Below are 18,049 nucleotides of genomic sequence, written 5' to 3'. Positions count from 1 at the left end.
AGAATCTGGCAGCGTAAAATAATCAGGCTGTCTTTGCAGCGCGCGCCTTGGCGCGAGCAGCCTTGGCCTCTTCCGGCGTAACCTTGGGAGCCCGCACGATCAGTTCGACCTTGCCGCCCAGGGCTTCGACCGCACTGGCCGCACCCTTGGAAATGCCGGCCAGCTTGAAGCTGACCTTGCTGGTCAGTTCGCCCTTGGCGAGCAGGCGCACGCCGTCCTTGCCACCACGCGACAGGCCGGCCGCGCGCAGCGCTGCCTGGTCGATCACGGCATTGGCATCGAGCTTGCCCGCGTCGATCGCCTTTTGCACCAGGCCAAGGTTGACCTCGGAATAGTCCTTGGCGAAGATGTTGTTGAAGCCGCGCTTAGGGATACGCATGTGCAGCGGCATCTGGCCGCCTTCGAAACCGTTGACTGACACGCCCGAACGCGCCTTGGCGCCCTTCTGGCCGCGCCCTGCGGTCTTGCCCTTGCCCGAACCGATGCCGCGTCCGACGCGCATACGGCCCTTGCGGGCGCCTTCATTGTCGGCGATTTCGTTGAGTTTGATAGTCATGAAGCACTCGCTTTCGCTTTGAGTCGCGCTGATGGGAGACGTGGCCCTTAGCGACATCGCCAGGATTTGTCATTAGTTGTCATCAAACGAAAAACCCCGGCGTTTCCGCCGGGGAAATTCTGTTCAACCGAACCCGAAGGCTCAGCCAATTGCCCGAACCGAGAGGTTCAGTCGATCACTGCCACCATGTGGGGCAGTTTGGCGATCGCGCCGCGAACTTCTGCGGTGTCTTCGATTTCGACGACACGATGCATCTTGTTCAGGCCCAGGCCGATCAGCGTCTTGCGCTGGTGGCCGGGGCGGCGGATCGGCGATGAGATCTGCTTGATCTTGATGGTTGCCATGATCTGTTACTCCACGATGGCTTCGGCAGCAGCTTGCGCTTCCACCGGAGCCGCGCCGCCACGACCAAGCAGGTCTGCGACCTTCTTGCCCCGGCGCTGCGAAACCGACTTCGGCGAAGTCTGTTCACCCAGCGCGTCGAATGTGGCGCGGATCATGTTGTAGGGGTTCGATGTGCCGACCGACTTGGTCACCACGTCATGAACACCCAGGCTTTCGAAGACGGCGCGCATCGGGCCACCGGCGATGATGCCGGTCCCGGCCGGAGCCGAACGCAGCGCCACTTTGCCCGCACCGAAACGGCCGAGGCCATCATGGTGCAGCGTGCGGCCTTCCTTGAGCGCAACGCGGATCATCTTCTTCTTGGCCGACGCGGTCGCCTTGGTGATCGCCTCGGGCACTTCGCGTGCCTTGCCATGGCCGAAACCGACCCGGCCCTTGCCATCGCCAACCACGACGAGCGCCGCAAAGCCGAAGCGCTTGCCGCCCTTCACGGTTTTGGAAACGCGATTGATGTGCACGAGCTTTTCGATCAGCTCTTCACCACCGTCCTCGTCACCGCCGCGACCACCGCGACGATCGCGATCGTTGCCGCCGCGGCCACGACCACGGTCGTTGTTGTTGCCGCCGCTGTTGTTGCGATCGTTGTTGCCGCGGCCACGGCCGCGACCGCCACCAGGGCCGCCCGGACCACCGGGTCCGCGCGATTCACGAGCTTCGGGTGCGGGTGCCGCTTCGATGGCGTTGCCGCCTTCTGTGGGTTCATCTGCCATGTCTTAGAACTCCAGACCGCCTTCGCGGGCAGCGTCGGCCAGCGCCTTGACGCGACCATGGAACAGGAAACCGCCGCGATCGAACACGACAGCGGTGATGCCGGCAGCTTTGGCTTTTTCAGCAATGTCCTTGCCGACTTTGACCGCAGCATCGATGTTCGCGCCGATCGACTTCTCGCCCTTCAGCAGCGAAGACGAGGCAGCCAGGGTCTGGCCACCAAGATCGTCGATGATCTGGGCATAGATGTGACGGCCCGAACGATGCACGGACAGGCGAGGACGCCCGCCGGAACGTGCCTTGAGTGCGGTGCGCACCCGGCGACGACGGCGTGCAAAGAGTGACAGCTTGGCCATTACTTCTTCTTCCCTTCCTTGCGGAAGATGAACTCGCCGCGGTACTTGATACCCTTGCCCTTGTAGGGTTCGGGCTTGCGCCAGCGACGGATCTCGGCCGCAACCTGCCCGACCTTCTGCTTGTCGATGCCGGAAATGTTGATCGTCGTGTTGTCCGGCGTCTTGATGTCGATCCCTTCGGGGATCGCATAATCGACGTCGTGGCTGTAGCCGAGCTGCAGCTTCAGATTGGCCCCTTGCGAGGTCGCACGATAACCGACGCCGGTGATCAGCAGAGTCTTGGTGTAACCGTCGGTCACACCCGTCACCAGGTTCGACACCAATGTGCGTTGCAGGCCCCAGAACGCGCGGGCCACACGGCCGTCGTTCGCAGGCTTGATCGCGATGGTGTCACCTTCGACAGCATACGTAACCTCGTCGGCGAGCTTCAGCGTCAACGAACCCTTGGGCCCTTTGACTGTCAGCACGCCGTTGGCGATATCGGCCGAAACCCCCGAAGGGATCGCAACCGGTTTTTTACCGATGCGGCTCATCAGAATACCTCCGCCAGCACTTCGCCACCGACATTGGCAGCGCGCGCTTCGGCATCCGAAAGCACGCCGCGCGGGGTCGATACGATCGTGATGCCCAGGCCATTGCGGATCACCGGCAGTTCTTTCGAACCCGAATAGACCCGGCGACCCGGCTTCGAAACACGTGCGACGTGCTTGATTGCCGGCTGGCCCTCGAAATATTTGAGCTCGATGCGCAGCTGCGGGTGCAGACCCGTGGCGTCTTCGGTGAAGCCGCGGATATAGCCTTCGCGCTGAAGCACTTCGAGCACATGCGAACGCAACTTCGAAGCGGGCGAAAGGACGGAATCCTTCTTCGCGCGCTGGCCGTTGCGGATACGGGTGAGCATGTCACCCAGTGGATCGGTCAATGCCATCGCTCTATCCTTACCAGCTCGACTTTGTCAGCCCGGGGATCAACCCCTTGTTGCCGAGATCGCGCAGTTCGATGCGGCAAAGCCCGAACTTGCGATAATAGCCGCGCGGACGGCCCGTGGTGGCGCAACGGTTGCGCACCCGGGTCGGGTTTGCGTTGCGGGGAACTTCGGCCAGTTTCAGGCGCGCGATCAGACGCTCGGTTTCGTCGAGTGCCTTGTCGTTGGCCTGGGCCTTCAATGCGGTGATCTTGGCCGCGTACTTAACAACGAGCTTCTTGCGCCGCTCGTTCTTATTGATCGAACTCAGTTTCGCCATGGACTTAAGCTCTTTCTTCCAATTGGAATGTCAGAACCGTCGAAGCTGCCAAATCAGGCAGCCTTCGCGGGCTCTTCGGTTTCGCGTGGAAAGGGAAAACCGAACAGACGCAGCAACTCGCGCGCTTCGTCATCGGTCTTGGCAGTGGTGGTCACGATGATGTCAAGCCCACGCACCTTTTCGATCTGATCATAGCTGATCTCTGGAAAGATGATCTGTTCCTTGAGACCCATCGCATAGTTGCCACGCCCATCGAACGATTTCGGGTTCAGGCCCCGAAAATCGCGGATGCGCGGCATTGCAACGGTGATCAGGCGGTCAAGGAATTCGAACATCCGTTCGCGGCGCAAGGTGACCTTGCAACCGATCGGCATGCCTTCGCGCAGCTTGAACTGTGCGATCGACTTCTTCGCCTTGGTGATCACGGCCTTCTGGCCGGCGATCTTTTCCATTTCGGCAGCGGCCGTCTGGACTTTTTTCTTGTCCTGGCTGGCTTCGCCGACGCCCATGTTGAGCGTGATCTTTTCGATCTTGGGAATTTCCATCACGTTCTTGTAGCCGAATTTGGCCTGCATCGCGGCTGCGATCTCGGCTTCAAACTTGGCCTTCATCCGTGGCACATACTTATCAGCCATCGATCGCCTCCCCGGACTTGGCGGCCACGCGGACCTTCTTGCCGTCCTTGGTTTCAAAACGGACGCGCGTGGGTTTGCCGTCCTTGTCGGCAACCGCGACGTTCGAGATGTGCATCGGCGCTTCGAAACGGTCGAGACCGCCCTGCGGGTTCTGCTGGCTCGGCTTGCGGTGACGCGTGGCGATGTTGATGCCGCCAACGACAACCTTGTCGTCCTTGGGCATGACCTGCAGGACCGTACCGGTCCGGCCCTTGTCCTTGCCCGCACGAATGACGACGCTGTCGCCCTTCTTGATTTTGGCTGCAGACATTACAGCACCTCCGGCGCAAGGCTGATGATCTTCATGAAACCGCGCGCGCGCAGTTCACGGACCACCGGGCCAAAGATACGCGTGCCGATCGGCTCTTCGTTCTTGCCGACGAGCACCGCAGCGTTCGTGTCGAAACGAATGACCGTACCATCGGCGCGGCGTACATCCTTGCGGGTGCGTACGATCACGGCGCGGTGTACGTCACCCTTTTTGACGCGGGCGCGTGGCTGTGCTTCCTTGATCGACACCACGATGACGTCGCCGACGCCGGCAAACCGGCGCTTCGACCCGCCCAGCACCTTGATGCACTGGACGCGCTTGGCGCCGCTGTTGTCAGCGACTTCAAGATTGGATTGCATCTGGATCATTGATCCGGTTCCTTCTCACTGGCTTGCCGAAACCAGTCCGGCAGTTCCAAATTTGGTCTCGAACCCGACTTAAATGTCGGCTTCAATCGCGGCGGTCTTACCGGCCAACACGCGCTCGATGACTTTCCAGGTTTTCAACTTGGACATCGGTGCGGTTTCCTCGATGCGTACCGTCTCACCCAGCTTGAACGAATTGTCCTCGTCATGGGCATGATACTTCTTCGAGCGGCGGATGATCTTGCCGTAAAGCGGATGCTTTACCTTGCGCTCGACCTTGACCACCACGGTCTTTTCATTCTTGTCGGAAACCACCGTCCCGACCAGGATACGCTTGGGCACGTTGGTTCTCCTCAGACCTTGACCGCGGAAGTACGTTCGGTCTGCAGCGTCTTGATGCGTGCGATATCGCGACGCACTTCACGGATGCGGGCCGGACGTTCCAGCTGGTTGGTTGCGGCCTGAAACCGCAGGTTGAACTGTTCGCGCTTCAGTTCGACGAGATCAGCGGAAAGCTGGTCGTCGCTCTTGAGGCGCATGTCCTCGAACTTCGCCATGGTCTTTCCTCCTTACTCGCCGCCAAGGTGCGAAGTATCACCCAGGCGGGCGACGACCTTCGTCTTGATCGGCAATTTCATTGCGGCACGCTCGAACGCTTCGGCGGCGAGCGGACCCGGAACGCCATCGAGTTCAAACAGGATCTTGCCCGGTTTGACGCGTGCGGCCCAGTATTCGACCGAACCCTTGCCCTTGCCCTGGCGGACTTCGGCAGGCTTCTTCGACACCGGCAGATCCGGGAAAATCCGGATCCACAGACGGCCCTGACGGCGGATGTGGCGCGTGATCGCACGGCGGGCCGCTTCGATCTGACGCGCGGTAACGCGGTCCGGCGCCAGCGCCTTCAGCCCGTACGAACCGAAGTTCAGATCGGTGCCGCCTTTGGCATTGCCCTTGAGGCGTCCCTTGAACGCCTTGCGAAACTTGGATTTTTTAGGTTGCAACATGGCCTGTACCCTTCCCTCAGCGTGACGGACGCACGCCCGAGGTCTGTGCCTCGAGCATGAGGCGGTCTTGCGCCATCGGGTCGTGTCCCAGGATCTCGCCCTTGAAGATCCAGGTCTTGATGCCGATCACACCGTAGGCGGTGTGGGCTTCGGCTTCGGCGTAGTCGATGTTCGCGCGCAGCGTGTGCAAAGGCACGCGACCTTCACGGTACCATTCGACGCGCGCGATTTCCGCGCCGCCCAAACGGCCGCCACAGGTGATCTTGATGCCTTCGGCACCCAGACGCAGCGCCGATTGCACAGCGCGCTTCATCGCACGGCGGAACGCCACGCGGCGAACCAGCTGGTCGGCAATGCCCTGCGCCACAAGCTTCGAATCAACTTCGGGCTTGCGGATTTCGACGATGTTCAGCTTCACATCGCTCGACGTCAGCTTCGACAGGCGGGCGCGCAGCTTTTCGATGTCCGCACCCTTCTTGCCGATGATCACGCCGGGACGCGCCGCATAGATCGACACACGGCACACTTTGGCCGGACGTTCGATCACCACTTTCGAAATCGCTGCCTGGGGCAGGCTTTCGACGATGAACTTGCGGATCTGAAGGTCTTCGCGGAGCAGGCGCTGATAGGTCTTGCCTTCGGCAAACCAGCGGCTGTCCCACGTACGGTTGATCTGCAGGCGCAGACCGATGGGGTTGGATTTGTGACCCATGATCAGGCCTCCTCGACTTCACGGACAACGATCCGCAGCCGTGAAATCGGCTTCAGGATACGGGTCGACTTGCCACGACCACGGGTGTGGAAGCGCTTCATCATGATCGACTTGCCGACGCTGGCTTCCGCCACGATCAGCGCATCGACATCAAGGTTGTGGTTGTTTTCCGCATTGGCGATCGCCGAAGCGAGCACCTTGCGTGCGTCGACAGCCATGCCCTTGCGCGAAAACGCCAGGATGTTGAGGGCGTCTTCGACTTTCCGGTTGCGGATCAGCGCGGCAACCAGGTTGAGCTTTTGTGCCGAACCACGGATCGTGGTGCCGACAGCCAGCGCTTCCTTGTCACCGACGCGGCGCGGAGATGCAGACTTGCTCATCAGCGCTTGCCCTTCTTGTCAGCAGCATGGCCAGGGAACGTGCGCGTGGGCGCAAATTCGCCAAGCTTGTGCCCGACCATGTCTTCATTGACTGAGACCGGGATGAACTTGTGTCCGTTGTAGACACTGAATGTCAGGCCAACGAACTGCGGCAGGATGGTCGAACGACGCGACCAGGTCTTGATCGGGGCCGCGCGAGTTGCGTCCTGAGCGGCTTCCGCCTTCTTGATCAGGTGCAATTCGACGAAGGGGCCCTTCCATACGGAGCGTGCCATAGGGGTTACCTCTTCTTCTTCGCGTGGCGCGAACGGATAATCTGGTTATCCGTGCGCTTGTTGTGACGGGTACGGGCCCCCTTGGTCGGCTTGCCCCACGGCGTAACCGGATGACGACCGCCCGAAGTACGACCTTCACCACCACCGTGCGGATGGTCGACCGGGTTCTTGGCGACACCGCGCGTCAGCGGGCGCTTGCCCAGCCAACGGTTGCGACCGGCCTTCGCCAGGTTGGTGTTCCCGTTGTCGGGGTTCGAAACCGCGCCAACCGTGCCCATGCAATCGCCGCGCAGGTAACGCTGCTCACCCGAGTTCAGGCGAACGATCACCTGTCCGCGATCACGGCCGACGACCTGCACATACGTGCCTGCCGATCGTGCGATCTGACCACCTTTGCCGGGCTTCATTTCCACGTTGTGGACAATGGTACCGATCGGCATCTGCGACAGCAGCATCGCATTACCCGGCTTCACGTCGGTCTTTTCGCCGGCGACAATGCTGTCACCAACGGCCAGACGCTGCGGCGCCAGGATATAGGTCAGTTCGCCATCCGCATACTTCACCAGAGCGATGAAGGCCGTGCGGTTGGGATCGTATTCCAGGCGTTCGACCGTTGCAGGCTGGTCCCACTTGCGACGCTTGAAGTCGATGAAGCGGTACTTCTGCTTGTGGCCGCCCGCGATACCGCGGCTGGTCACATGGCCTTTGTTGTTGCGGCCGCCGGTCTTGGACTTGCCCTCGGTCAATGCCTTGACCGGTTTGCCCTTCCACAGCGACGACTTGTCGACAAGGACCAGGCCACGGCGCGCCGGGCTGGTCGGGTTATAGCTTTTAAGTGCCATGGTGCCCTCAGACCCCGCTGGTGACGTCGATCGACTGGCCCTGGGCCAGCGTCACAACGGCTTTTTTGACATCGGAACGACGGTAGGGCTTGCCCTTCCAACGCTTGGTCTTGCCCTTTTGAACCAGGGTGTTCACCGCAGCGACCTTTACATTGTAAATCGCTTCGATGGCTGCCTTGATCTGGGGCTTGGACGCGTCTTGCGCGACCTTGAACACAACCGCGTTGTGTTCGGACAACAGCGTCGCCTTTTCGGTGATGTGGGGAGCCACGATCACGTCGTAATGGCGCGCGTTGATTGCTGCGTCCTTAGCCATTGAACCTGGCCTCCAGCTTTTCGACTGCCGAGCGCGTCAGCACCAGCGTGTCATGCTTCAGGATGTCGTAAACGTTGGCACCGATCGCGGGCATCACGTTGATACCGATGATGTTTCCGGCCGCGCGGGCAAAGCCCTCGTTCACTGCTTCACCATCAACCACGAGTACCTTTTTGCCGAACCCGGCACCGGCGAGAATTCCCACCAGCACTTTGGTCTTGGCGTCAGTCAGTTCGAGATTGTCGACGATCACGAGGTTGCCGTCGGTCTTCGATGACAATGCCATTTTCAGGCCGAGTGCACGGATCTTCTTGTTCAACGAAACGTCGAATTCGCGCAGACGCGGACCATGGGCTTTACCACCGCCGATGAAGATCGGGGCCGAACGATCGCCGTGACGCGCCGTACCGCCGCCCTTCTGACGACCGAACTTCTTGCCGGTGCGCGACACTTCGCTGCGTTCACGCGCCTTGCGGGCGATACCGCGACGGTTTTCGAGCTGCCAGGTAACGACGCGGTGCAGAATGTCCGAGCGCGGCGCGATGCCGAACACGTCATCCGACAACTCGAGGTCGCCTGCGGCAGTCCCGTCCAGTTTGAGGACCTGAACTTTCACGAGTTGTCCTCCTGGCCGTCAGTCGCAGCGTCGGCAGCAACTTCGTTGTTGTTGGAAGCCTGCTTGAGGCCGGCCGGATACGGCGCCTCGGCATGGCGATCGATCTTGACCGCATCGCGTACGAGCAGCCAGGTGTTCTTCGATCCGGGCACCGAGCCCTTGACAAAGATCAGGCCGCGCGCGTCGTCGACACGAACGATTTCGAGGTTTTGCTGGGTGCGCTGACGGTCGCCCATGTGGCCGGCCATCTTCTTGTTCTTGAACACCTTGCCCGGATCCTGGCGCTGGCCAGTCGAACCGTGGGCACGATGCGAGATCGACACACCATGCGTCGCGCGCATGCCGCCGAAGCCCCAGCGCTTCATCGCGCCGGCAAAACCCTTGCCCTGCGTATGACCGGTGATGTCGACATACTGGCCAATGGCGAAGTGCGATGCGGCGATCGTCGAACCGACCTCGAGCGTGGCATCGTCTGCAACGCGGAATTCGGCGACTTCGGCCTTCAACGGCACCTGGGCCTTGGCGAAGTGTTCACGCTGCGGCTTGGCAACGTTCTTTTGTTTGGCCACGCCTGCACCAAGCTGAAGCGCGACGTAACCGTCGACTTCTGCGGTGCGGACCGAGACCACCTGGCAATCTTCAAGCGAAAGGACAGTGACCGGGACATGCCGACCATCTTCCTGGAAAAGGCGAGTCATCCCCACCTTCTTCGCGATCACGCCGGTGCGCATGATCAGTACTCCCAAACAGAGGCATGAAGAGGACCATCCCCTCCATGCGTGTTCAGCCCGTAAAGTGAAGCGCGCCCCCGTCCGGGCTGAATGCCCTCGTACGAACAATCGCACGAGAACCAACGGGGGACGCTTTCCCGGCCAGGTGCCATTTCCGAAGAAACGGCGGATGCCGGAGGTATCCCTTGGTCAGAACAAACCTGGCTGTTGTTTGGCCCGGTCCGCCTGGTGGCAACCGGTTGGACCGAGCTGCCGAAAAGGACTTTTGGAGCAACGGACTTTACACCCGGGGCCCCGAAACCTTCGTATCAGACCCGCTTACGCGAGCTTGATTTCCACGTTGACGCCGGCCGCGAGGTCCAGCTTCATCAGCGCGTCGACCGTCGCCGCATTGGGCTGAACGATATCGAGCAGGCGCTTGTACGTACGAACTTCGAACTGTTCACGCGACTTCTTGTCGACGTGCGGTCCGCGGTTGACGCAGAACTTCTCGATACGCGTCGGCAGGGGAATGGGGCCCCGGATCAGCGCGCCGGTGCGGCGTGCGGTTTCCGCGATTTCGCCAGTTGCCTGGTCGAGCACGCGGTGATCGAATGCCTTGAGGCGAATGCGGATATTCTGGGCGTCCATGTCCGTTTACCGATGCGAAAGAGCTAAACACATAACAAGCCGTATCGCCTCGTCATCCTGGTACCCGGGCACCGGAGAGAGGCGTTACAGCCCGTGAAAACCGACCGGCGAGAGACGCGAATCTCTCGCCGGAGCGGGGCCTATATTACTTCGTGATCTTGCTGACAACCCCCGAACCGACGGTGCGGCCACCTTCGCGAATTGCGAAGCGCAGACCTTCATCCATCGCGATCGGCGCGATCAGCTTGATGCCGATCGATACGTTGTCGCCAGGCATCACCATTTCGGTGCCTTCGGGCAGAACCACTTCACCCGTCACGTCGGTCGTGCGGAAGTAGAACTGCGGACGATAGTTGGCAAAGAACGGCGTGTGACGGCCGCCTTCATCCTTCGACAGCACATAGACTTCGGCGTTGAAGTCGGTGTGCGGCGTGCAGGTGCCGGGCTTGGCCAGAACCTGGCCGCGCTCAACGTCTTCACGCTTGATGCCGCGGCACAGCGCGCCGACGTTGTCGCCTGCTTCGCCCTGGTCGAGCAGCTTGCGGAACATTTCAACGCCCGTAACGGTCGTCTTCTGCGTGTTCTTCAGGCCGATGATTTCGACTTCTTCGCCAACCTTGATGATGCCGGTTTCGATACGGCCGGTCACCACGGTGCCGCGGCCCGAAATCGAGAACACGTCTTCGACGGGCATCAGGAACGGCTTGTCGGTAGGACGCGGCGGCTGCGGGATGTACGAGTCGACTGCGGCCATCAGTTCGAGGATCGAATTTTCGCCGATGGCTTCGTTCCGGCCTTCGAGCGCGGCCAGAGCCGAACCCTTGACGATCGGGATGTCATCGCCAGGATAATCGTACGACGACAGCAGTTCGCGCACTTCGAGCTCGACCAGTTCGAGGATTTCGTCGTCGTCGACCTGGTCAACCTTGTTCATGTACACGACCAGTGCAGGAACGCCGACCTGGCGTGCAAGCAGGATGTGTTCGCGAGTCTGCGGCATCGGGCCGTCAGCAGCGTTCACAACCAGAATGGCGCCATCCATCTGTGCCGCACCGGTGATCATGTTCTTCACATAATCGGCGTGGCCCGGACAATCGACGTGCGCATAGTGGCGGTTGGCGGTTTCATATTCGACGTGCGCGGTCGAAATGGTGATGCCGCGCTCGCGCTCTTCAGGCGCCTTGTCGATGTTGGCATAGTCGGTGAACACAGCGCCACCGGTCTTTGACAGCACCTTGGTGATCGCTGCGGTCAGCGTGGTCTTGCCATGGTCGACGTGACCGATGGTGCCGATGTTGCAGTGCGGCTTGTTCCGCTCAAACTTAGCCTTCGCCATTGTCCAAACCTTCTTTTCAATCTTTGAGTGACTGCTGTTGGAGCGGCACCAGGCCAGACTCGCGCCAGAAATTCAGGCGCCGCCCCTAGCGTGATCGCAAGGATCAAGCAAGCGTATCGTTGATGGTTCGGGGAACGAATTTCACGAACCCCGTGAAATTCGCAAACCCCTGGCTCATCAGGCCATCTTTTCCTTCAACTCGGTCGCGACGTTCGCCGGGACTTCGTCGTAATGCGAGAACTGCATCGTGTACTGCGCGCGTCCTTGTGTGAACGAACGCAGCGTGTTGACGTAGCCGAACATGTTGGCCAGCGGCACGATCGCTTCGACGACCTGGGCATTGCCCCGGCTGTCGGTGCCCTGGATCTGCCCGCGACGCGAGTTCAGATCGCCGATGACATCGCCCATGAAATCTTCAGGGGTGACGACTTCAACTTTCATGATCGGTTCGAGCAGCTTGATGCCTGCTTTCTGCGCGGCTTCGCGCATGCCGGCGCGCCCTGCGATTTCAAATGCCAGCGCCGATGAGTCGACGTCGTGATACGCGCCGTCCACCAGGTGGATGTTGAAATCGATGATCGGGAACCCGATCAGGCTGCCGGTCGCTGCTGTCTCGCGCATGCCCTTTTCCACCGACGGAATGTATTCGCGCGGGATGTTGCCGCCCTTTACTTCGTCGAAGAACTGGATGCCCGAACCGCGCTCGCCCGGAACGACCTTGAACTTGATACGGCCGAACTGGCCCGAACCACCCGACTGCTTCTTGTGGGTGTAATCGATATCGGCTTCGCGGCCGAGCGATTCGCGGTACGCCACTTGCGGGGCACCGACATTGGCTTCGACCTTGAATTCGCGGCGCATGCGATCGACGATGATTTCGAGGTGGAGCTCGCCCATCCCCTTGATGATCGTCTGGCCCGATTCGTGGTCGGTCGCCACGCGGAACGACGGATCCTCGGCAGACAGGCGATGCAGCGCGATGCCCATCTTTTCCTGGTCGGCCTTGGTCTTGGGTTCCACCGACAATTCGATGACCGGATCGGGAAATTCCATCCGTTCCAGAATGATCGGCGAGCGTTCGGCGCACAGCGTGTCGCCGGTCGTCGTTTCCTTCAGACCCGCCAGAGCCACGATGTCACCCGCATAGGCCGCGTCGATATCTTCGCGGTTGTTGGAATGCATCAGCAGCATGCGGCCGACCTTTTCCTTCTTGTCCTTTACCGAATTCAGATACGTGCCCTTGACCAGGGTACCCGAATACACGCGCAGGAAGGTCAGGCTGCCCACGAACGGATCGTTCATGATCTTGAACGCCAGGCCCGAGAATGGCGCATCGTCGGCGGTCGGACGGGTTGCCGGCTCGTTGTTGTCGGGATTGATCCCCTGCACGTCGGCAATATCGAGCGGCGACGGCATGTAATCGACCACGGCATCGAGCAAAGGCTGCACGCCCTTGTTCTTGAACGCCGAGCCGCACACCACCGGCACGAACGCCTGCGCCAGCGTGCCCTTGCGGATCATGCGCTTCAGCGTGTCGACATCGGGCAGGGTGCCTTCGAGATACGCTTCCATCACTTCGTCATCCTGGTCGACGACCAGTTCGATCAGCTGCGTGCGATAGTCTTCGGCTTCGTCGACCATGTCGGCCGGAATTTCGGTGTATTCGAAATTCGCGCCGAGGCTTTCGTCGGTCCAGATGATCGCGCGGTTGTGCACCAGATCGACCAGGCCGATGAAGTCGGCTTCGGCGCCGATCGGCAGATACAGGACGGCAGGCTTGGCGCCCAGGCGATCGATGATCGACTGCACGCAGAACTTGAAGCTGGCGCCGGTGCGATCAAGCTTGTTGACGAAGCACATGCGCGGCACGCCGTACTTGTCGGCCTGGCGCCACACCGTTTCGGATTGCGGCTCGACACCGGCCACGCCGTCGAAGCATGCGACCGCGCCATCGAGTACGCGCAAGCTGCGTTCGACTTCGATGGTGAAATCGACGTGCCCGGGGGTGTCGATGATGTTGATGCGGTAATCGCCCCAGAAGCAGGTCGTCGCGGCCGACGTGATCGTGATGCCGCGTTCCTGTTCCTGCTCCATCCAGTCCATCGTCGCGGCGCCGTCATGGACTTCGCCGATCTTGTAGGACTTGCCCGTGTAATACAGGATGCGTTCGGTGGTGGTCGTCTTGCCGGCGTCGATATGCGCCATGATGCCGATATTGCGATAGCGCTCGAGCGGCGTGCTGCGGGGCATGGGGAGTTCCTCGAAGGTCGAATGAGTGGTGGCAGCACCGCCCATTGGTTCAGTACTGTGACCGTAGTGTTACGCTGCTATATGGTGCGACAGCGGGGCGCGGGAAAGCCGCACCCCGCGATCGCGACGCAATTACCAGCGGTAGTGGCTGAACGCACGGTTGGCGTCGGCCATACGGTGGGTGTCTTCACGCTTCTTCACCGCGTTGCCACGGTTGTTGGCAGCGTCGAGCAACTCTGCCGACAGGCGTGCCGACATCGTCGTTTCCGAACGGTTGCGCGCGGCCGTGATCAGCCAGCGGATCGCCAGAGCCTGGGCGCGCTCGGGGCGCACTTCGACCGGCACCTGGTACGTGGCACCACCGACGCGGCGCGAACGCACTTCGATCTGCGGCTTCACATTGTTCAGCGCATCATGGAACAGCTGCAACGGATCGGCTTTCGCCCGCGCCAGCATGGTATCGAGCGCACCGTAGACGATGCCTTCGGCATTCGACTTCTTGCCGTCGTACATGAGGTTGTTCATGAACTTCGACAGAGTCTGATCACCGAACTTCGGATCGGGCAGGATGACCCGCTTTTCCGGACGACGACGACGTGACATAAAGTATTCCTTCTGACTGGGCAGCCCAAATCCTTCGATTCAGGGGCTCGCCCGCAATTTCCGTACGATCAGCCTTGAGAGGCTTACTTCGGACGCTTGGCGCCGTACTTCGAACGGCTCTGCTTGCGATCCTTGACGCCCTGGGTATCGAGCACGCCGCGCAGCACATGGTAGCGCACGCCGGGAAGATCGCGAACGCGGCCCCCACGGATCAGCACGACCGAATGTTCCTGCAGGTTATGGCCTTCGCCAGGGATGTACGAAATGACTTCGCGGCTGTTGGTCAGGCGGATCTTTGCGACCTTGCGCAAAGCCGAGTTCGGCTTTTTCGGGGTCGTGGTATACACGCGGGTGCAGACGCCGCGCTTTTGCGGGTTCTGTTCCATCGCAGGGACCTTGCTCTTGGCCTTCTGCGGAACGCGGCCCTTGCGGACCAGCTGGTTGATCGTTGGCATTGTGAAAACTTCACCTTGGTTCTGGTCGCCGTGGCGCAGTGGTGAAGCGGATACGGGGATCGCGAAGAGACTGCATGCGCCACCTCTTTGTAAAGGTGGACGCATGGTCCTGCGCGAGCCGAAAACACTCCACCCATGCACTATGGCACCGGGTTACTTTGACGCTTTATGCCGTCCCGCTTGTCATGAGACAGGCACACACCGCCAATGTTCAGCTCGAATGATTCAGGCCGGACAGGTTCGACACGCGATCTGCCCGGGCTTATTCCGGAGGTGGCCCATTACGCGCGAGTCCGGTCGAGGTCAAGTGACCGATCGACCCAGGCCTGCGGCATGCGGTTTTGGCTTTGCCTCAGGCTTTGGCGTCACTCCTGGGGGCGGGAATTTAACGCTTGGCCACGCGGAGAATGGTGGTAATGTTACACCATTACACACGGAGGTTCTGTCGCAGTCACACAAGGGAGAAAGACGATGTATGAAAGCCCTACACGCAGTACACTTCGCACCGGACTTGTTGTCGGGGCCATCCATGTCGGGATCGGGGCGGCGCTGCTGTCCACCTTTGCCGGTGGCGTGATTACCGAGGTGATCCACAAGGCCTTGCCGGCTGCGAACTGGGCCTACGTCCCCCCGCCCCCCCCTCATCCCCAGCCCGATCGCGTCGCGCATGCCGCCGCGCCGAGCCATGATGCCGTGGCCGCCCCGCAGCCTGCGCTACCCGGCCTCGCCCAGCCCACCGATATTGCGCTTGGTGAGCTGTTGCCGATGCAGCCGGGCGCCGGCAAGGGCGACGGGTTTCTGACCGATTTTACGCCCGAGCCCCATCCGACCCCGACATTTGCGCCCGTCGCCGCGCGTCCGCTCGGCGATCGCGGGGCCTGGATCACCACGGATGATTATCCGTCGCGTGCCTTGCGCGAAGGGTGGAGCGGGGTGACGCGGTTGCATCTGCTGATCGGCAGCGATGGCCGGGTCGAAAGTTGCAGCGTGGCCGCATCGAGCGGACATCCCGAGCTTGACACCGTGGCCTGCGCCAAAGTGACCGAGCGCGCGCGGTTCAGCCCGGCGCACGACAGCAGCGGCGCGGCCGGCGCGGGCACTTATGATGGCGCAATTCGCTGGCGTATCAATGAAGTACCGGGGGACTGAATTTGTAACGCGCTTGTCGCGCGCCTTTCCCCTCGGTATGCGCGCTGATACGCGGCACACCGGGGGGCTTTGGATTGCGGAATAGGGCACCATATCCGGGCGGCCGGCTGCGCGATGACCGCGCCTTGTGGGCAATCCTGGCGATTGCGCTGGCCTTCCGGCTGGGCCTGGGCAGCCAGATGACCGTGCTGCACGCCGACGAAGTGTGGCAATATCTCGAGCCGGCCTATGGCCTCGTTACCGGATCGTGGGTGCGCGCGTGGGAGTTTCATGCCGGCTTGCGCGGGTGGTTCGTGCCCGTGCTGCTGGTGCCGCCGCTGGCGCTGGGCCATGCACTTTCGCCCGATACGCAGCTGCATATCTATCTGATGCGCGCGATGCTGGCGGTCATTTCGCTCGGCATTCCGATCGCATGGTATGATCTGGCGCGACCGCTTGGGCGCGGCCACGCGCTGATCGCGGCGTGGGTCGCGGCGATCTGGTGCGAAGTGTTCTATTTCGGCGTGCGCCCGTCGGCAGAGGGGCTGGGCATGGCGCTGCTGTTTCCGGCGATGGCCCTCGCCCAGCGCGTGAGATATCAGCCGCAGCGGCGCAATGCATTGGCGCTGGGCCTGCTGCTCGCGCTCGGGTTCGTGGTGCGGTTTCATTACCTGCCTGCGATCGCGCTGATCGCGGTGTGGAGCCTGGGGCGCAACTGGCGCGCGGTTTTGCCAATGCTGACGCTGGGTTTTGCCGCAGGCATCGTGCTGGGCGGGCTGTGTGATCTGGTCACGGGCCATGTGCCGTTGCTGTGGATCTGGCGCAGCATTGCGTTCAATGTCGTGGCGGGCGGCGCAGCGATGTTCGGCACGCAGCCGCCCTGGTGGTTTGCGCAGTTCCAGATCGAAACGTGGTATTGGACCGCGCTGGCGATCGTGCCGCTGGTGGCGATCGGCGCATGGCGCCGGCCGATGCTGCTGGCAATTGCAGTTGCGATCTACATTCCGCATTCGCTGATCGCGCACAAGGAATACCGCTTCGTCATCCTGGGCGCGACGACGCTGGTCCTGCTGGCAGCGATCGGCTCGGCCGAACTGTGTGACTGGCTGCGCCGCCGTTTTCCGTGCGCGATGCCCGGGGAACGCAGCACACTGATCGTGCTGGGCATTGCCTGGCTGGGGCTGAGCCTGGCGGTGTCGCTGGCGCCGACATTCATCATGTATTGGCGCCAGGGCGACAAGGCGTTCAGCACACTGGCGATCGCGGGCGAACAGCCCGGCGTATGCGGGCTGGGCCTCTACAATCAGCCCAACCATCCGGCGCTGGCCATCAGCTTGTTCAACCGCCCGGTGCCAGCGCTGCTGTTCGACGGGCCGGAAGCTCCCGCGCAAGCGCATGCAATGGTCAGCCGATACAATGTCATGATCGCCGCGCAACTCGACAGGCCCGCCCTGCCCGCGACGTTTCATCTGGTCGAATGCTGGCACCAGGGCGATCTGCCGATCGACGAGCGCCGCCAGTGCGTGTTTGTCCGCAGCGGCGGCTGCCAGGGCGATGCCGGCGATTTTACCTATCAGCCGGCGATGGAAAGGCGCGGCAAGTGATGCGGGGTCTGGGTCTGATCGCGGTCTTGACGCTATGGGGGTGTACGCCAGCGGCCAAGGCCCCGGCGCCCGGGCCATGCGCACCGGATGCCGTGCTTTCCGCCGATGCGCCCCGGCGCGGGATACCGGTCGAACAGACGCCGGCGGGGCGATGCCTGGCCGACCGTGCCGAGGCAGGGGACATTGCCGCCGGATTGAAGATCGGGGATTTTTATCTGAACGTGCCCGGTACGCTGCCGCTGATCGACCGCAAGGGGCATGAATTGCACTGGTTCCGCCTTGCCGGCGATCACGGCGATGCGACCGGCGCATGGGCTGCTGCGCAATTGATCGACAACGATCGCGACCGGCAGGTGCCCAACGATGCGCTCGCGTATCTTATCGTTGCGATCAAGGGGGGGATTCCCGAAGCAGGCGATTATATCGTCGACCAATGGCAGGACGGGCGTGTCGATCCGGGCAAGATCTGGGCGTTGCGCCGCTGGCTCGACCAGCCGGGGGTGCTGCCCGAGGATCAGCGCGTGGCGATTATTGCGGGGCTGAACGCGCCCGCGGATGATCTGCTGTATGAATGATAGCGTCCCCGGC

28 protein-coding genes are annotated in these 18,049 nt (G+C 61.6%); 3 read left to right on the top strand and 25 right to left on the bottom strand.

The features are described from left to right. Positions 1 to 22 precede the first annotated feature (22 nt). The 25 genes from rplO to rpsL all read right to left on the bottom strand — a co-directional run bounded on the left by rplO (position 23) and on the right by rpsL (position 14,729). Positions 23 to 550 carry a 50S ribosomal protein L15 gene (gene rplO, locus ACOOE2_RS07485; RefSeq protein ID WP_420384574.1) on the bottom strand — a complete coding sequence of 176 codons (528 nt, stop codon included), beginning with the start codon at positions 548 to 550 and terminating at the stop codon, positions 23 to 25. Positions 551 to 723: 173 nt separating this feature from the next. After that, the gene (gene rpmD, locus ACOOE2_RS07480) at positions 724 to 900 is read right to left on the bottom strand and encodes a 50S ribosomal protein L30 (protein ID WP_420382387.1); all 177 of its coding nucleotides are present in this window, start codon (positions 898 to 900) and stop codon (positions 724 to 726) included. A 6-nt stretch (positions 901 to 906) separates the two neighbouring features. Then, a complete protein-coding gene (gene rpsE, locus ACOOE2_RS07475) occupies positions 907 to 1,671 on the bottom strand; it encodes a 30S ribosomal protein S5 (protein WP_420382386.1) in 765 nt (254 codons plus the stop codon). A gap of 3 nt (positions 1,672 to 1,674) precedes the next feature. Beyond that, positions 1,675 to 2,025: a 50S ribosomal protein L18 gene (gene rplR, locus ACOOE2_RS07470; RefSeq protein WP_420382385.1), complete on the bottom strand. Its 351-nt coding sequence runs from the start codon at positions 2,023 to 2,025 to the stop codon at positions 1,675 to 1,677. Further along, the gene (rplF, locus tag ACOOE2_RS07465) at positions 2,025 to 2,558 is read right to left on the bottom strand and encodes a 50S ribosomal protein L6 (RefSeq protein WP_420382384.1); all 534 of its coding nucleotides are present in this window, start codon (positions 2,556 to 2,558) and stop codon (positions 2,025 to 2,027) included. The genes rplR and rplF overlap by 1 nt, the downstream gene beginning before the upstream one ends. Then, complete coding sequence (gene rpsH, locus ACOOE2_RS07460) at positions 2,558 to 2,953, bottom strand: 30S ribosomal protein S8 (RefSeq protein ID WP_420382383.1); 396 nt, start codon at positions 2,951 to 2,953, stop codon at positions 2,558 to 2,560. The genes rplF and rpsH overlap by 1 nt, the downstream gene beginning before the upstream one ends. 10 nt (positions 2,954 to 2,963) lie before the next feature. Further along, positions 2,964 to 3,269 (bottom strand): 30S ribosomal protein S14, encoded by a 306-nt coding sequence (rpsN, locus tag ACOOE2_RS07455; protein ID WP_420382382.1) that lies wholly within the window; start codon positions 3,267 to 3,269, stop codon positions 2,964 to 2,966. A gap of 53 nt (positions 3,270 to 3,322) precedes the next feature. Further along, positions 3,323 to 3,904 (bottom strand): 50S ribosomal protein L5, encoded by a 582-nt coding sequence (gene rplE, locus ACOOE2_RS07450; RefSeq protein WP_420382381.1) that lies wholly within the window; start codon positions 3,902 to 3,904, stop codon positions 3,323 to 3,325. Continuing rightward, a complete protein-coding gene (gene rplX / locus ACOOE2_RS07445) occupies positions 3,897 to 4,214 on the bottom strand; it encodes a 50S ribosomal protein L24 (protein WP_420382380.1) in 318 nt (105 codons plus the stop codon). The genes rplE and rplX overlap by 8 nt, the downstream gene beginning before the upstream one ends. Next, positions 4,214 to 4,582, bottom strand: coding sequence for a 50S ribosomal protein L14 (rplN, locus tag ACOOE2_RS07440; RefSeq protein WP_420382379.1), 369 nt, complete (start codon positions 4,580 to 4,582; stop codon positions 4,214 to 4,216). The genes rplX and rplN overlap by 1 nt, the downstream gene beginning before the upstream one ends. Before the next feature lie 69 nt (positions 4,583 to 4,651). After that, positions 4,652 to 4,921, bottom strand: coding sequence for a 30S ribosomal protein S17 (gene rpsQ / locus ACOOE2_RS07435; RefSeq protein WP_420382378.1), 270 nt, complete (start codon positions 4,919 to 4,921; stop codon positions 4,652 to 4,654). An 11-nt stretch (positions 4,922 to 4,932) separates the two neighbouring features. Further along, the gene (gene rpmC, locus ACOOE2_RS07430; RefSeq protein WP_420382377.1) at positions 4,933 to 5,136 is read right to left on the bottom strand and encodes a 50S ribosomal protein L29; all 204 of its coding nucleotides are present in this window, start codon (positions 5,134 to 5,136) and stop codon (positions 4,933 to 4,935) included. A gap of 12 nt (positions 5,137 to 5,148) precedes the next feature. Continuing rightward, a complete protein-coding gene (gene rplP, locus ACOOE2_RS07425; protein WP_420382376.1) occupies positions 5,149 to 5,583 on the bottom strand; it encodes a 50S ribosomal protein L16 in 435 nt (144 codons plus the stop codon). A gap of 16 nt (positions 5,584 to 5,599) precedes the next feature. After that, entirely contained in the window at positions 5,600 to 6,295 is a 696-nt protein-coding gene (gene rpsC / locus ACOOE2_RS07420) for a 30S ribosomal protein S3 (protein WP_420382375.1), read from the bottom strand. A gap of 2 nt (positions 6,296 to 6,297) precedes the next feature. Further along, complete coding sequence (gene rplV / locus ACOOE2_RS07415; RefSeq protein ID WP_420382374.1) at positions 6,298 to 6,675, bottom strand: 50S ribosomal protein L22; 378 nt, start codon at positions 6,673 to 6,675, stop codon at positions 6,298 to 6,300. Next, positions 6,675 to 6,950, bottom strand: coding sequence for a 30S ribosomal protein S19 (gene rpsS, locus ACOOE2_RS07410; RefSeq protein WP_420382373.1), 276 nt, complete (start codon positions 6,948 to 6,950; stop codon positions 6,675 to 6,677). Before rpsS ends, rplV begins: the two co-directional genes overlap by 1 nt. Positions 6,951 to 6,955: 5 nt before the next feature. Continuing rightward, on the bottom strand, positions 6,956 to 7,792 hold the full coding sequence (gene rplB / locus ACOOE2_RS07405; RefSeq protein WP_420382372.1) for a 50S ribosomal protein L2: 837 nt from the start codon (positions 7,790 to 7,792) through the stop codon (positions 6,956 to 6,958). Between the two features lie 7 nt (positions 7,793 to 7,799). Then, a complete protein-coding gene (locus ACOOE2_RS07400) occupies positions 7,800 to 8,108 on the bottom strand; it encodes a 50S ribosomal protein L23 (protein WP_420382371.1) in 309 nt (102 codons plus the stop codon). Continuing rightward, positions 8,101 to 8,724, bottom strand: coding sequence for a 50S ribosomal protein L4 (gene rplD / locus ACOOE2_RS07395; RefSeq protein WP_420382370.1), 624 nt, complete (start codon positions 8,722 to 8,724; stop codon positions 8,101 to 8,103). Before rplD ends, ACOOE2_RS07400 begins: the two co-directional genes overlap by 8 nt. Beyond that, entirely contained in the window at positions 8,721 to 9,455 is a 735-nt protein-coding gene (gene rplC / locus ACOOE2_RS07390; protein WP_420382369.1) for a 50S ribosomal protein L3, read from the bottom strand. Before rplC ends, rplD begins: the two co-directional genes overlap by 4 nt. Positions 9,456 to 9,773: 318 nt before the next feature. Beyond that, positions 9,774 to 10,085, bottom strand: a complete 312-nt coding sequence (gene rpsJ / locus ACOOE2_RS07385; RefSeq protein WP_420382368.1) for a 30S ribosomal protein S10 — start codon at positions 10,083 to 10,085, stop codon at positions 9,774 to 9,776. A gap of 145 nt (positions 10,086 to 10,230) precedes the next feature. After that, entirely contained in the window at positions 10,231 to 11,421 is a 1,191-nt protein-coding gene (gene tuf / locus ACOOE2_RS07380) for an elongation factor Tu (RefSeq protein WP_420382367.1), read from the bottom strand. Between the two features lie 177 nt (positions 11,422 to 11,598). Continuing rightward, positions 11,599 to 13,671: an elongation factor G gene (gene fusA / locus ACOOE2_RS07375; RefSeq protein WP_420382366.1), complete on the bottom strand. Its 2,073-nt coding sequence runs from the start codon at positions 13,669 to 13,671 to the stop codon at positions 11,599 to 11,601. A gap of 132 nt (positions 13,672 to 13,803) precedes the next feature. Further along, positions 13,804 to 14,274 carry a 30S ribosomal protein S7 gene (gene rpsG, locus ACOOE2_RS07370; RefSeq protein ID WP_420382365.1) on the bottom strand — a complete coding sequence of 157 codons (471 nt, stop codon included), beginning with the start codon at positions 14,272 to 14,274 and terminating at the stop codon, positions 13,804 to 13,806. Between the two features lie 83 nt (positions 14,275 to 14,357). Further along, positions 14,358 to 14,729 (bottom strand): 30S ribosomal protein S12, encoded by a 372-nt coding sequence (rpsL, locus tag ACOOE2_RS07365; protein ID WP_028639302.1) that lies wholly within the window; start codon positions 14,727 to 14,729, stop codon positions 14,358 to 14,360. A gap of 471 nt (positions 14,730 to 15,200) precedes the next feature. On the opposite strand from rpsL, the gene ACOOE2_RS07360 reads away from it, so the two are divergent. From ACOOE2_RS07360 to ACOOE2_RS07350, 3 genes are all read left to right on the top strand, one after another. Continuing rightward, on the top strand, positions 15,201 to 15,878 hold the full coding sequence (locus ACOOE2_RS07360) for an energy transducer TonB (protein WP_420382364.1): 678 nt from the start codon (positions 15,201 to 15,203) through the stop codon (positions 15,876 to 15,878). Between the two features lie 74 nt (positions 15,879 to 15,952). Further along, entirely contained in the window at positions 15,953 to 17,461 is a 1,509-nt protein-coding gene (locus ACOOE2_RS07355) for a mannosyltransferase (RefSeq protein WP_420382363.1), read from the top strand. Further along, positions 17,461 to 18,036, top strand: a complete 576-nt coding sequence (locus ACOOE2_RS07350) for a hypothetical protein (protein ID WP_420384573.1) — start codon at positions 17,461 to 17,463, stop codon at positions 18,034 to 18,036. The genes ACOOE2_RS07355 and ACOOE2_RS07350 overlap by 1 nt, the downstream gene beginning before the upstream one ends. The last annotated feature ends 13 nt before the right edge of the window (positions 18,037 to 18,049 follow it).

Source organism: Novosphingobium sp. (assembly GCF_965214355.1).
In the GTDB taxonomy this organism is placed as follows: domain Bacteria; phylum Pseudomonadota; class Alphaproteobacteria; order Sphingomonadales; family Sphingomonadaceae; genus Novosphingobium.
Note: the sequence above shows the minus strand (reverse complement) of the source record. Positions and strands in the feature narration are given on the sequence as shown.

Bases quoted from the DNA above. Each gene is read 5' to 3' on its own strand.
- rplX (WP_420382380.1), bottom strand. From the start codon at position 4,214: ATGTCTGCAGCCAAAATCAAGAAGGGCGACAGCGTCGTCATTCGTGCG.
- rpsE (WP_420382386.1), bottom strand. From the start codon at position 1,671: ATGGCAGATGAACCCACAGAAGGCGGCAACGCCATCGAAGCGGCACCC.
- rplE (WP_420382381.1), bottom strand. From the start codon at position 3,904: ATGGCTGATAAGTATGTGCCACGGATGAAGGCCAAGTTTGAAGCCGAG.
- ACOOE2_RS07350 (WP_420384573.1), top strand. From the start codon at position 17,461: ATGCGGGGTCTGGGTCTGATCGCGGTCTTGACGCTATGGGGGTGTACG.
- rpsN (WP_420382382.1), bottom strand. From the start codon at position 3,269: ATGGCGAAACTGAGTTCGATCAATAAGAACGAGCGGCGCAAGAAGCTC.
- rplV (WP_420382374.1), bottom strand. From the start codon at position 6,675: ATGAGCAAGTCTGCATCTCCGCGCCGCGTCGGTGACAAGGAAGCGCTG.
- rplB (WP_420382372.1), bottom strand. From the start codon at position 7,792: ATGGCACTTAAAAGCTATAACCCGACCAGCCCGGCGCGCCGTGGCCTG.
- rpsH (WP_420382383.1), bottom strand. From the start codon at position 2,953: ATGGCATTGACCGATCCACTGGGTGACATGCTCACCCGTATCCGCAAC.
- ACOOE2_RS07360 (WP_420382364.1), top strand. From the start codon at position 15,201: ATGTATGAAAGCCCTACACGCAGTACACTTCGCACCGGACTTGTTGTC.
- rplC (WP_420382369.1), bottom strand. From the start codon at position 9,455: ATGCGCACCGGCGTGATCGCGAAGAAGGTGGGGATGACTCGCCTTTTC.
- rplP (WP_420382376.1), bottom strand. From the start codon at position 5,583: ATGTTGCAACCTAAAAAATCCAAGTTTCGCAAGGCGTTCAAGGGACGC.
- rpsJ (WP_420382368.1), bottom strand. From the start codon at position 10,085: ATGGACGCCCAGAATATCCGCATTCGCCTCAAGGCATTCGATCACCGC.
- rpsL (WP_028639302.1), bottom strand. From the start codon at position 14,729: ATGCCAACGATCAACCAGCTGGTCCGCAAGGGCCGCGTTCCGCAGAAG.
- rpmC (WP_420382377.1), bottom strand. From the start codon at position 5,136: ATGGCGAAGTTCGAGGACATGCGCCTCAAGAGCGACGACCAGCTTTCC.
- rpsC (WP_420382375.1), bottom strand. From the start codon at position 6,295: ATGGGTCACAAATCCAACCCCATCGGTCTGCGCCTGCAGATCAACCGT.
- rplN (WP_420382379.1), bottom strand. From the start codon at position 4,582: ATGATCCAGATGCAATCCAATCTTGAAGTCGCTGACAACAGCGGCGCC.
- rpsG (WP_420382365.1), bottom strand. From the start codon at position 14,274: ATGTCACGTCGTCGTCGTCCGGAAAAGCGGGTCATCCTGCCCGATCCG.
- rplF (WP_420382384.1), bottom strand. From the start codon at position 2,558: ATGAGCCGCATCGGTAAAAAACCGGTTGCGATCCCTTCGGGGGTTTCG.
- rpmD (WP_420382387.1), bottom strand. From the start codon at position 900: ATGGCAACCATCAAGATCAAGCAGATCTCATCGCCGATCCGCCGCCCC.
- fusA (WP_420382366.1), bottom strand. From the start codon at position 13,671: ATGCCCCGCAGCACGCCGCTCGAGCGCTATCGCAATATCGGCATCATG.
- rpsS (WP_420382373.1), bottom strand. From the start codon at position 6,950: ATGGCACGCTCCGTATGGAAGGGCCCCTTCGTCGAATTGCACCTGATC.
- ACOOE2_RS07400 (WP_420382371.1), bottom strand. From the start codon at position 8,108: ATGGCTAAGGACGCAGCAATCAACGCGCGCCATTACGACGTGATCGTG.
- rplR (WP_420382385.1), bottom strand. From the start codon at position 2,025: ATGGCCAAGCTGTCACTCTTTGCACGCCGTCGTCGCCGGGTGCGCACC.
- tuf (WP_420382367.1), bottom strand. From the start codon at position 11,421: ATGGCGAAGGCTAAGTTTGAGCGGAACAAGCCGCACTGCAACATCGGC.